Origin of the sequence: Nonlabens sp. SCSIO 43208, from assembly GCF_050703575.1 — a bacterium.
In the GTDB taxonomy this organism is placed as follows: Bacteria; Bacteroidota; Bacteroidia; order Flavobacteriales; family Flavobacteriaceae; genus Nonlabens; species Nonlabens tegetincola.
On record NZ_CP065365.1, the window covers coordinates 388,740 to 401,247 of the forward strand.

Annotated in this window: 12 protein-coding genes and 1 pseudogene; 6 read left to right on the forward strand and 7 right to left on the reverse strand. The window is 36.0% G+C overall.

The genetic code is table 11. The features are described 5' to 3' along the window. From I5168_RS01970 to I5168_RS01980, 3 genes and pseudogenes are all read left to right on the forward strand, one after another. Nucleotides 1-624 (forward strand): M56 family metallopeptidase, encoded by a 624-nt coding sequence (locus I5168_RS01970; protein WP_431472287.1) that lies wholly within the window; start codon nt 1-3, stop codon nt 622-624. Next, entirely contained in the window at nt 605-1,699 is a 1,095-nt protein-coding gene (locus I5168_RS01975; RefSeq protein ID WP_431472288.1) for a hypothetical protein, read from the forward strand. The genes I5168_RS01970 and I5168_RS01975 overlap by 20 nt, the downstream gene beginning before the upstream one ends. Nucleotides 1,700-1,808: 109 nt before the next feature. Then, nucleotides 1,809-2,910: pseudogene (locus tag I5168_RS01980) on the forward strand (DUF4407 domain-containing protein). A 116-nt stretch (nt 2,911-3,026) separates the two neighbouring features. On the opposite strand, the gene I5168_RS01985 reads toward I5168_RS01980, so the two are convergent. Both I5168_RS01985 and I5168_RS01990 read right to left on the reverse strand, forming a co-directional pair. Next, the gene (locus tag I5168_RS01985) at nt 3,027-4,055 is read right to left on the reverse strand and encodes an App1 family protein (RefSeq protein WP_431472289.1); all 1,029 of its coding nucleotides are present in this window, start codon (nt 4,053-4,055) and stop codon (nt 3,027-3,029) included. A gap of 19 nt (nt 4,056-4,074) precedes the next feature. After that, complete coding sequence (locus I5168_RS01990) at nt 4,075-5,310, reverse strand: ABC transporter permease (RefSeq protein ID WP_431472751.1); 1,236 nt, start codon at nt 5,308-5,310, stop codon at nt 4,075-4,077. On the opposite strand from I5168_RS01990, the gene I5168_RS01995 reads away from it, so the two are divergent. Both I5168_RS01995 and I5168_RS02000 read left to right on the forward strand, forming a co-directional pair. After that, nucleotides 5,291-6,559 (forward strand): exo-beta-N-acetylmuramidase NamZ family protein, encoded by a 1,269-nt coding sequence (locus tag I5168_RS01995; RefSeq protein WP_431472290.1) that lies wholly within the window; start codon nt 5,291-5,293, stop codon nt 6,557-6,559. The two genes, I5168_RS01990 and I5168_RS01995, sit on opposite strands and share 20 nt — an antisense overlap. An 11-nt stretch (nt 6,560-6,570) precedes the next feature. Then, nucleotides 6,571-7,014 carry a DUF1569 domain-containing protein gene (locus tag I5168_RS02000; protein ID WP_431472291.1) on the forward strand — a complete coding sequence of 148 codons (444 nt, stop codon included), beginning with the start codon at nt 6,571-6,573 and terminating at the stop codon, nt 7,012-7,014. A 5-nt stretch (nt 7,015-7,019) separates the two neighbouring features. Here the strand turns inward: I5168_RS02000 and I5168_RS02005 are convergent, their stop codons facing one another. From I5168_RS02005 to I5168_RS02015, 3 genes are read right to left on the reverse strand one after another with little or no spacing between them, the layout of a single operon-like run. Continuing rightward, on the reverse strand, nt 7,020-7,778 hold the full coding sequence (locus tag I5168_RS02005; protein ID WP_431472292.1) for a hypothetical protein: 759 nt from the start codon (nt 7,776-7,778) through the stop codon (nt 7,020-7,022). Next, nucleotides 7,748-8,764: a GTPase ObgE gene (gene obgE / locus I5168_RS02010; protein ID WP_431472293.1), complete on the reverse strand. Its 1,017-nt coding sequence runs from the start codon at nt 8,762-8,764 to the stop codon at nt 7,748-7,750. Before obgE ends, I5168_RS02005 begins: the two co-directional genes overlap by 31 nt. A gap of 58 nt (nt 8,765-8,822) precedes the next feature. After that, the gene (locus I5168_RS02015; protein ID WP_105018249.1) at nt 8,823-9,923 is read right to left on the reverse strand and encodes an adenylate kinase; all 1,101 of its coding nucleotides are present in this window, start codon (nt 9,921-9,923) and stop codon (nt 8,823-8,825) included. A gap of 72 nt (nt 9,924-9,995) precedes the next feature. On the opposite strand from I5168_RS02015, the gene I5168_RS02020 reads away from it, so the two are divergent. Then, nucleotides 9,996-11,141 (forward strand): 5-(carboxyamino)imidazole ribonucleotide synthase, encoded by a 1,146-nt coding sequence (locus tag I5168_RS02020; RefSeq protein ID WP_105018248.1) that lies wholly within the window; start codon nt 9,996-9,998, stop codon nt 11,139-11,141. A 78-nt stretch (nt 11,142-11,219) separates the two neighbouring features. Here I5168_RS02020 and I5168_RS02025 read toward each other — a convergent pair whose 3' ends face one another. Then, nucleotides 11,220-11,666, reverse strand: coding sequence for a ferritin-like domain-containing protein (locus I5168_RS02025; RefSeq protein ID WP_431472294.1), 447 nt, complete (start codon nt 11,664-11,666; stop codon nt 11,220-11,222). A gap of 167 nt (nt 11,667-11,833) precedes the next feature. Next, the gene (locus I5168_RS02030) at nt 11,834-12,400 is read right to left on the reverse strand and encodes a DUF3109 family protein (protein WP_042276016.1); all 567 of its coding nucleotides are present in this window, start codon (nt 12,398-12,400) and stop codon (nt 11,834-11,836) included. Nucleotides 12,401-12,508: the final 108 nt, after the last annotated feature.

Sequence of the window (12,508 nt, forward strand, 5' to 3'; positions counted from 1 at the left end):
ATGGAACATTACCTTATCAATAGCACTGCTTCTTTATTTGCACTATGGTTGTTTTACAAACTGACACTTGAAAACAGTTCATGGCATCATGTTAAAAGATATTACTTGCTTTTAGCAACAATTTTCTCTTTGTTAATTCCATTTGTAGTTGTAAACACAGTCGTTGTTTCAGTTGATCGTGCATCTGCTTTTCTAGTAGAGCAACCAATAATAACAGATTTACATAATGAGCAACCAACTGAAACCTTTGATTGGACCGCAGTTCTATTATCTGTTTATGCAATTGGAATTCTCATCATGTCATGGCGATTTGTAAAAAACATCATCAGATTTAGGGTTGAAAACGAAGATGAGATTAAACCTTACAATAACTATCAATTAATACTTCGTAATGCATTTACAGTCCCACATTCTTTTATCAATAGAATATTTGTATCTAAAAATCAGTATGCTAACGATCAAATACCTGAACTCGTTTTAGAACATGAAAAAGTACATTTGGATCAACGTCATTCAATAGATGTTTTGATGGTTGAACTGTTATTAATTCTTCTATGGTTCAATCCCGTTTTATACCTTTTACGATATTCTATAAAATTAAATCATGAGTTTCTTGCCGGATAAAGCTGTATTGGACCAAGGTGTAGACACCACAGAATACCAAGAAACACTTTTGAATTATAGCCAGCATAGTCATTATACCTCACTAGCTAACACCTTTAACTTCCCAATCATTAAAAAAAGATTCCGCATTATGAAAACTAAAACATCTAACACAAGCTTGATCATTAGATCACTTGCATTAATTCCTTTACTTGCAATTTTAATAATCAGCTGTGGAAAAGAAGAAACTAAATTCCAGGAAGTTGAGGAAGTAGAAATACCTGAACAAAACCAAAAGCTAATTGTTGTAGATGCTAACACTACAGAAGGTTATTTAAAAATACAAGGTGATGATTATTTCTATAAAATCAATGATGATCAAATAGATATTTATAACAAATTCGGAGAACTGCAAGATTTTGAAAAACAGGGATATACAGTATCTAAAGAAATAGTGGTAGAAAAAGAAGTAATTGAGGAATTAGGTAATCTAAGCGCGATTGAATACATCAATCAACATAAAGAAGAGCTTAACTATTACTTAAGAGATGATCAAATAGATGCAGATAATGCGATTTACATTATTGAAAAAGTAGGTCAAAATGGTGTTGAAATAAGTCCAGACAGCAATGGAATCATGTCCATAAAAATTTTGGAAACGAATGATAATAAGAAGCTATTGCCACCACCGCCACCACCACCGCCATTGACTAAATCAGGTTATATTAAAGTAGATAATAAAATACATTACTACACCACAAAAGATAATGACGGTAAATTATATGATAGAGCTGGTAATATTATTGACGTTAAAAACAAAAAAATTGAACAAATAGATCCAAAGGATTTACCGCCACCACCGCCACCGGCGCCAGAGTATGAAGACTTGGTAAAATATAATTTGTGGGCAAAAGAAATCAATGCAAAAAATAAACTAGCTACTAAAAACGGTAACGCTGAATACCCAATTGTTAAATTAAAGGAAGTGGAAAAGTATAAGGCTATCTACAATAAACTAACCAAAGCTCAAAAAGCAAATGCCCAGCCATGGCCCAACTTACCACCACCGCCACCTGCTACGAATAATAAAATGTAAATTCAATAAACAGCCAAACAGCTAGAACATTTTCAATTTTAACTTCCTATGTAACATTCCACAATTTCAAGCGTTTATAAGATAACCTCAACTTGTAAACGCTTTTTTTATGCAATCCTTTTTCATATTCTGCAGCGGCGCCGATGCCGATCTCCTAGACCAGTGTACAGCTGGTGAACGTAACAAATACGCCCGGTATAGGTGCCACCGTTTTCTTTACCGCACTTATGGCATTTTTTGCTGCTAGTTATGCCCTTTTTACAGTATTTGATAACTATTGGATCGCAGGTTTTTTTGGCTTTATTTGGGGTTTGCTCATCTTCAATTTGGATAGATACATTGTTTCTACCCTAAAGAAAAGTGATAAAAAAATTAATGAAATATGGCAGGCAACACCGCGTATATTATTGGCCATTATAATCGCAATGGTGATTTCAAAACCGCTTGAACTTAAAATCTTTGAAAAAGAAATTGATCAAGTCTTGCTAGAAGAAAAAAACGCGATGACGCTAGAAAATCAGGAGCAAGTCGCTGCATTATATGAGGTTGAGGAATCCGCTTTCGCGAAAGCGATCCAAGATCTAAAACAAGAGATTACAGATAAGGAAAGTGAGGTAAATGAACTCTACAACACTTACATCGCCGAAGCGGAAGGACGAGCAGGAACCAACTTGCTAGGTAAAGGTCCCGTTTATAAGGAAAAACGAGAAAAACACGATGCAGCTCTAGCAGAGTTAACAGACCTAAAAGCCACTAATGCAGAAAAAATTGAGGCCCTAGAAACTCAAATGGCCACACTCGCAGAACAAGAGAAAGCACAAATCGCAAGCACTCAACCCATCATAGACAAATTTGACGGACTTATGGCTCGAATTGAAGCATTAAATCAATTACCTTTTATTACGTCATTTTTCATCTTTCTACTTTTCCTAGCCATTGAAACATCGCCTATTATAGCCAAACTTCTCTCACCACGAGGTGAATATGATTTAAAGTTAGAAGAACGACTAGCAGTAGTGGAGAATTGGGTAGCACAACAACGTCAACAGCATGCAATCTTATTACAAACTGATCGCGAAGTAAACAATAGAGTTTATGCAGATATTGCCGAGGAGGACGCCCTATACAACCATCGTAAACGTGTAGCCCGAGAACTCATGCAACAACAAGCAGATGCGTTTTATAAGAAAAATAAAAAGGTGCTTAGTTAAGGCTTTATTATTATAAAACCAGATGTTGAATTATATCTATTTTAGTCACTTGTTCACCCGAAAATTAATGGGATTAGTATGAATTAAAGTTCCTAGATAAAGCAATAAAAATCATTTTATACAATCCATCCATGTTGTCTAGCGTGTTTTACTGCTTCATTTGACTCTTCAACTAGGATCATAGGACAAATGGTAAAGGAGTTTGCAATGGCTTTTACTCGCGCCATTTTCTTACTGTGTTTAACTGATCTTAAATAAATAGCCAAGATTCTATTTGGGAACTGTTGCGCAACCTCTTTATAATAATCGGCATCATGCTCACCGCTATCGCCTATCAAAATGAATTTGAGATCGGGATAATGTTTTAAGATATTTAGTAATTCATGGGCTTTATGTGGCCGTTTAAGCTTTGGCGTGCGATCCCAAGGAGTAGGAAAATCTCTTAATAAAATAGGCCCTTTTGGAAATCCATGAAAATCCAAAAACTTTTCAAGATACTTGTATAGATTCCACGGACTATTGCTCAAATAAAACATAGGATTGTGATCATTTCCTCCCATACCGCGATGTAGCAATTGATACAAACTGGCAGCTCCCTTTAAAGGCACACGCCTATCATAATTTTTAAAAAAAGTATTGAAAGCAACACGCATTTTTAAAAAACTAGTCACACCAGTATGCATGATGGTATCGTCAATATCGCTTATAATTCCGTAAGACGAGGTTTCTTTAGGGATTAAAATCTCACCGCTAAATCGGTTGATAGCAATACGCTTTTGAGTTTTTGCTTTCGCGAAAGCGGCATTATCCTCATGAAAACTTACCACGACAGGCAAGTAACCAGACTCATCTACCAGATCGAGCAAATTGTAATCAACCTCTAAATTGAATAAAAAGTATCCTTCATGATCGGCTCGCGTTTCAAACTTATCACCGTTTGATAAGGTTAACACTACTAAAGCATTGCGAATTTCATCGGTAGCAAAAGTGCGCCAGGTGTTACGTAAGGTTTGATAGAAGGTTTGTTGTTCATAGTGTTTAAGAGGTTGATCCTCAAGCGCCCTACCACGCACGTATAAGTGATGCTCGCCGCCGTAAGTACGGTAAACATCTAGAATCCAAGGATCTCTTTTGAACAACGCCATAGTGTGAATTTAGATAATCTTATTCAAATCTCATGGCTTTTACCGGTGATATCTTACTAGCGACGTAACTAGGTAACAATAAAGATAACAGGCAAACTACAAATGTTCCTGCATTTAGTAAAAGAACATGGTACCAACTTATGTACACAGGTGCCTGTGTAACATAGTAATTTTGTGGATCTAGAGTTATCGGGCTGAAGAAATATTGAACAGCTATTAAACCTATTCCTAATATATTGCCTATTATCAATCCTTGTAGAACAAGGTTCATAGCATTGTATAAGAAAATTTTACGCACGGTCCAATTGCTGGCGCCTAGAGATTTAAGAACGCCTATCATACGAGTACGATCCAAAATAAGCACTAATAACGCTGTTATCATATTTATAATTCCTACAACTAGAATAATTCCTATAATCCCATAAATATTTGAATCTAATAAACTCAACCACTGGAACATACTTGGGAACTGCTGTGTGAGCGTTCTTGCATTAAGATTAAAAGGTGTTTTAGATTGTATGAGTTTACCTGCATCGTCTAATTGATCAAAATCTGCAATAAACACTTCAAAATTACCTACCTCATCCTCGTTCCATTTATTGATTTTTTGAATATGACGTAAATCTCCTAGAACAAATTTAGAATCGTATTCCTCTAGTCCACTGTCATATATACCTGAAACCACAAACGCCTTAGCTATTGGAGTAGATCTATCTGACCTCATAAAGAATGTAGGAGCTTTATCTCCTACCTCAAGTTGCAATCGTCTAGCAATATCGTCAGAAATCAATATTTCTTTGGATGCTTTATCAGTATCTAAATCAGGAGCTTGTCCCGAGATAATAAAATCACTAAAGTATTCCCATTTATAATCAAGCCCTATTCCTTTAAATATTATGCCTTCAAAATCCTTTTCAGTACGAATCATGGCACCTTTAGTGGCTACAGCTTGTATGTGCTCAACTTGTGGTGCTTCATTAAATTTAGGATAAAAGTCTTGATAAATACTTATAGGTTTTACTGTTGTGATGGAATTATTTCTGTCAAATAAAGCAATGGTAACATGACCATTAAAAGCACTCACTTTTTCCTTTATTTTTCGCTGTAATCCAACTCCAGTGGCTATAGCAATTAACATTACGATTACACCTATTGCGATTGCTGCTATGGCAATTTTAATTATAGGTGCACTTACACTATTTTTATAAGCGGTACTACTTTGTATTCTTTTAGCTATGAAATATTCTAAATTCAAACTTTCTTTTTCTGCAATCAAATATAGCGTTTTACTGCTTTTACTAGTGTTTACAAACTGTAAACCTAAGGTAGAAAAAGTCGTTGCCATAAATGACGCTGCGATTGAAACCACTGTTGACTCATCGATAAGTCCTACCTATCCCAAACCTGCTGCAGATCGTATTGGAATTTGGGGTCGTGGTTTTGTAAACAAAACCGTTGCTGTAGTAGGAAATCAAACCAGTGTAGTTCAAAAAATTAAAGGCCAGGACACCACTTATGTACATCTTGTAGACACTTTACTATCGCTTGGAGTCAAAGTAAAAAGGGTGTTTGCTCCAGAACATGGGTTTAGAGGTACTGCTGATGCTGGCGCAACCATAAAAGATGGAATTGATGCAAAAACAGGTATACCAGTTATATCGCTTTATGGAAAAAACAAACAACCTAAAGACGAACACATCACCGATGTGGATTTTGTCATTTTTGACATTCAAGATGTAGGTGCTAGATTTTATACTTACATAAGTACTTTACATTATGTAATGCAAGCTTGTGCAGCAAACGATCGAAAGTTATTTGTTCTAGATCGGCCTAATCCAAATGGACATTATGTCGATGGACCTGTTTTAGAAAAAGAACATCAAAGTTTCGTCGGCATGCATCCAATTCCGGTTGTACATGGAATGACTATTGGTGAATATGCTCAAATGATCAATGGTGAAGGTTGGTTAGATTATAAGTTGCAATGTCCGTTGTCTATTATTAAAATGAGTGATTACAGTCATGACAGTAATTATTCAATACCCATAGCTCCTTCTCCAAATTTACCCAACGATAAATCCATCAATTTATATCCTAGCCTTTGCTTTTTTGAAGGAACAACGGTTAGTGTAGGTAGAGGTACGGATAAACAATTTCAAATTTTTGGAGCTCCATATTATAAAAATGATTACGAGTTTTCCTTTACTCCACAATCAAATCCAGGAGCACAATATCCAAAACATGAAAATAAAACTTGTTATGGTATGGATTTACAAGAGAGCAAGTCATTAAGCAATCTAGATCTTGAATATTTAGTTACCGCTTACGCGAAAGCGCCCAACCAAAGTGAATTCTTCAACTCCTTTTTCACTAAGCTCGCTGGAACAAAAAAGCTGCAAGAACAGATTCAAGCTGGCTTAACGCCTGAGGAAATTAGAGACAGTTGGCAAAATGACCTTAATGTATTCTTGAAAATCCGTAAGAATTATTTACTATACCCTTAACTATAACCGCTATGGAATCATTTTTTAATTCTCAATCCTATCATCAATTACTTGAAAGACTGGATTCTATTAATCCTGACGACGCACCTTTATGGGGTAAAATGACGACGGCACAAATGATGAATCATTGTCAAGAGCCTTTAAAGATTGCACTGGGCTATAACGATAAAAATCTGAAATCAAATTGGGTCGTCAAACTATTATTCAAGAAGATGCTTTACAGCCCAAAACCTTTTAAAAAAAACGCTCCTACTCCACCTGCATTTCGATCAACCGCTACTTTTAATTTTGAAGAACAAAAAGCAGAATTAAAGAAATGGATGCAAGAATTGTATAACGATAGACATAATCCCAATAGGGCACCTCATCCTGTTTTTGGTACATTTACAGATGAGCAATGGGGAATTTTACAATGGAAACACCTTAATCATCACTTTGAACAGTTTGGAGTTTAAAGGAATTATTCAGTTACTTCTATCATATAGAAAATATGGCCTTTTTCTAAATCTTCAATTAGTAAGCTGTTATCAGTTTGTTGGTAAACAGCCCATTTTTTAAAAGATTGATTTTTACTTTCTATCAATATAATTCCTTTATCTTCAGTTGTTTCCCATTTAAGTTTAGCGTCCATAAACAAAACTTTAGTCGAAACAATTTCAGGAGATAAAAAGTGTAATGAAAAATCAAGAAGTAGAAGCTCTTCCCTAGAAGACTCTGGTGATTGATCGCGCATTCTTACCTCTTCAGTTTTCCATTTTTTAAGAAGTTTGACCGTATCAACTTCAATGGTAGCATACTCTAATTTTTTAATATAAGAGTAATTCACTTTAGTATTAGCTACCTTTCCTTTATGCATGATGAGATGTGCATTTCCAGAAACTAGCACTCCTGTTTCATCACCGTTCCAATAGAATACTCCACTTTTATCACTAAACCTTATTACATTTTCTTCAATCTCATAGGTTAAGTTGTACGATTTTCCAGCAAAGTTAAGGACAGAGCTATTGTCTTTATTCAATTTAAAAGATAGGTCTTGAAACATCCTAGCTAATCTATTAAGTTCAACAGCTGTTGGTTTTACACCTTGAATGGCTGTCGTATCAACTTCCTTAAAGCTCCACTCTCCTAAATATTCTTGAGCTGTGAGCTCAATAGAAAAGAAAAGAATAAGAAATAATGAACAAAAACTTATTCGGTAGATTTGTTGAGCATGTTCCATAGTTGATCCTTTAACTCGGTTAGGTTGTAATGTGTAGCGCTAGAAATAAACATATAAGGCCTTCCTTGAAAAGCTCCTTGATCATCTAGTGATTCCCTCATTTCTGTCATAAGTTCATCATCTAGCATATCAGATTTTGATATACAAATAAAGCGCTCTTTATCTAAGAGTTCTGGATTGTATTTTTTTAACTCATTTACTAGTACATCATATTCTGCACTGATATCATCCGCATCAGCCGGAATTAGAAATAATAAGGTTGAATTACGCTCTATATGTCTTAAGAATCTATGCCCTATTCCCTTACCTTCTGCAGCGCCTTCAATAATACCTGGAATATCGGCTATGACAAAAGTTTTGAAATCACGATATTCTACAATTCCTAAATTAGGCTTAAGAGTAGTAAACTCATAATTGGCAATTTTAGGTTTAGCCGATGTTAGAACTGATAATAAAGTAGATTTACCTGCATTAGGGAATCCTACTAATCCAATATCTGCAAGAACTTTAAGTTCAAAAATCACATCCAGTTCCTCACCTTCGGTACCAGGCTGCGCATATCTAGGAGTTTGATTGGTAGAACTTTTAAAATGCCAGTTACCACGACCACCCATTCCTCCTTCACAGATGATAAACTCCTGACCATCATCTAGAATTTCGGTAATGACCTGGCCTGTTTCAGCATTTTTAACCACTGTTCCTATAGGAAGTTCAATGGTTACATCCTGACCATCCTCACCAGTACGACGTTGCTTGGCACCATTTCCTCCTGCGCCGGCTTTAAAATGTCGTTTGAATTTAAAGTGATATAAGGTCCAAAGATTTTTATTACCCTTAAGAATAATATGACCACCACGACCACCATCTCCACCATCTGGACCACCTTTTTCTACATACTTTTCCCTGTGCAAGTGCGTACTACCTTTTCCGCCTCGACCAGATTCTAAGTGTATCTTAGTATAGTCTACAAAATTTCCTTCGGTCATTTTTTCAATTTCTTATTTAATTAATAATGCTTATCGCATTTTTAGAGTGAGGTCAATGTTATAACTTATCAAACTCTACACTCAATCGCTGTGTAATTTCATCAATAGCTCCTACTCCATCAACTCCATAATACTTGTCTTGAGCAGCATAGTAGTCTTTAAGTGGTGCTGTTTGCTTATAATAAACTTTTACTCGGTCTCTAATAACATCTTCATTAGCATCATCGGCACGACCGCTTGTTTTTCCTCTTTCAAGTAAACGCTTTACTAAAATTTCATCTTCTACTTCTAGTGCAACCATACCGCTTACCTCAGTATCCATGGACTGCAATAAGTTATCAAGTGCCTCGGCTTGAGCGTTTGTTCTAGGAAACCCATCAAAAATAAAACCTTCGGCTTGAGGATTTTTTTCGACTTCGGCTTTAAGCATTTTGATCGTTACCTCATCAGGAACCAAATCTCCTTTATCTATATAAGATTTTGCAAGGGTACCTAGTTCTGTTGCATTTTTGATGTTGTATCTAAAAACGTCTCCTGTAGAAATATGAACGAGGTTGTATTTTTCCTTTAAACGTTCTGCTTGAGTTCCTTTTCCAGCACCAGGAGGACCGAATAATACGATGTTTTTCATTTTATTAGTTTGTACGTAAAGCTGGGGTAATTCTCTCCCCAAATTATTATAATCCATGCCGTATCCCACGACAAATTTGTTTTCAATATTAAGACCTACGTAGTCTATTTTAAGTTCTTGTTTGTAAACATCAGGTTTTAAAAACAAGGTAGCTACTAGTAGTTCTTTGGGATTTAGTTGTGTTAGCTTTCGCGAAAGCGTAACCACAGTAAGCCCAGTATCTACTATATCTTCTACTACCACGACTGTCCTATTGGATAAATCTAAATCCAATCCTTCTAACTTTACTTGGCCAGTACTTTGTGTTCCGTCGTAACTTTTTGCCTTGATAAATGCTATTTCACAAGGATGCTGAAATTTGCGCACCAAATCTGCAAGGACCATAAAACTACCATTCAGAATCCCGAGAAATATTGGCTTTTTATCTGCTAAATCACGATTAAGTTGATAGGCAAGATTATCAACCGCGCTATCAATTTCCCTAGCGCTCATAAAGGGTTTAAAATAAAGGTCGTGTAGTTTGATCAACTCGTAGCTTTTATGCAAAGATAGTTATAATGAAAATAGCCAATTTCTATTGAACGTGCTTATTTTTGAAGCATGGAACAAACTTATTTTTCTTCAGACTTTAGATTAGGGATTTTGGGCGGTGGCCAATTGGGCAAGATGATGCTTTATACAACGCGCAAATGGGACATTCAAACCTATGTAATGGACGATGTTGAAACGGCTCCGGCGTTTGAAGGAAGTACCGTTTTCTTTGTAGGCGATATAATGAATTACGATGCTGTGATGGAAATGGGAGAACAAGTGGATGTTCTTACTATTGAAATTGAAAACGTCAATGTACAAGCACTTCAAGATTTAGAAGATAAGGGCATTGCAGTTTCACCTAGTGCCAGCGTACTTAATTTAATACGTAATAAATCTAGACAGAAAGAGTTTTACCGCTCACAAAATATTCCTACTAGTCCTTTTGAAACCTATGACTCTCCAAAAATGGATCACGGTCGTGAATTCCCGTTTATTTGGAAAAGCGCCGAAGGCGGTTATGACGGTAAAGGCGTCAAAGTAATTCGAAATCAAGATGATTTAAAAGAGTTACCTGAACAACCATGTTTATACGAGGACATGATTGATTTTGACCTAGAGCTTGCGGTTATCGTAGCACGTAATGCAAGTGGTGAAATGAAAACCTATCCTGTTGTTGAAATGGAGTTTCATCCAGAGGCTAATCAAGTAGAATACGTGTTGTGTCCGGCAAGGATTAGTGACGATATTTCTAATAAAGCACGTGAAGTGGCTTTAAAGGTGAGCGAGGCTTTTAATCATGTAGGCTTACTCGCAGTAGAAATGTTTTTGACTAAGGATGGAGAAATACTTGTGAATGAAGTAGCTCCACGACCTCATAATTCTGGTCACTATTCCATAGAAGGCTCTATGACCGATCAGTTTGAACAACATATAAGATGTGTTTGCAACCTTCCATTAGGTGATACAGAAAGTGTTATAAGTAGCGTAATGGTAAATCTTGTAGGTGAAGAAAATCATACTGGCGATGTTATTTATGATGGAATTGAAGAAATTCTATCTATGCCTGGAGTAACTCCTCATATTTATGGTAAAAAACAAACTAGACCTTTTAGAAAAATGGGGCACGTTACCATAGTTAATAAGGATATAAACGAAGCACGTAAAATAGCCGAAGAGGTTAAAAAGAAAATAAGAGTTATTGCAGCAGAATAACCAATTATATTTTTAAAGAAAGAAAGCCCCAATTACAAATGGTAATTGGGGCTTTTCATCAACCAAACAAAAAATATTTTAGGCAATATCCTCCATTGCATTCACTCGATTAAGTGCAGTTTGAATGTTGTCTCGGTGTTTAGTTAAAATTGTTCTTGTAGAAACTGGCAGCGATGTTTCGGCTAGAACTTCATTGTACTCCTCTACAGCCGCTTTTTCTCCACGTATGGCTTCTTCAAGTATAGTTTCTTCCTTATCAGATGAGAAGGTAGACTTTATATTCATCCATGCTCTATGGGCATCACCAGTGATACTTGTTCCTTTATCTGGTTCTTGACCAAAACTTCTTATTTCAGATTTTAGCTCATGACCAAAATCATATCGTTCTTGTGCTTGTTGAGAAAAGAAATCTTTCAATCTACTGCTATCTACCTGGTCTTTTGCTTCCTTGTAACCGGCTTCGGCGTCGTAGTTTTTCTCTAATAAATCGTTTAACTTGTTGGCAACTTTTTCTGTGTAACTCATAGCTTTTGTTTTTTAATTTGCCTACAAGTTAGCACGATCATAGGTTAGATACAGGTCACTTCACAAAGCTTTAGTAGGATATTAAAATCATTTTTTGAAATAGAATCAATAACCTACTAATTATGTTAAACCTGCTGTAAAATAAATGCCAGAGCATTAACATAACCCTACTTATAGTTCTGTGCGATGTCCTCTAACTCTTCATACCATTGAGCACCAAATTTTCGTATCAAAGAATCCTTCAAAAATTTATAAACTGGAACCGACAATTCTTTACCCAACTCACAAGCATCATTACAAATTTCCCATTTGTGGTAATTCACTGCGCTAAAGTCGGTGTATTCTTGTATACGCACAGGATACAAATGACAAGAAATAGGTTTGTAAAAAGGTGTTTTACCTGCATGATAGGCTGCCTCGATACCACATTTTGCAGTTCCATCCTCATTAAAAATGGTATAAGCACACTCGGCACCATTTACTAAGGGCGTTTCCAGTTCACCATTCTCACGCTCGATCCAGGTACCTTGTTCCTCTATTGCAGCCCTACCTTTATCATTTAAAAAGGGTTTGATATTTTCATACTCGTTATCAAGAATTTCCAATTCCTTTTGCTCGAGCGGTGCGCCTGCCTCACCAGCAACACAGCATATTCCTTTACAAGCGCTTATGTTACAAACAAATTCCTTTTCTAATAGATCGTCCGACACTATGGTTTTCCCTAACTGAAACATCTTCCTTACTTTTTTGCAAAGATACTTCAGTCGTACTATTGATGTAATTTTTTTAGATACGCTTTCGCGAAAGCGAACTCACACCTATTCCATTCCTATTTACTTTCA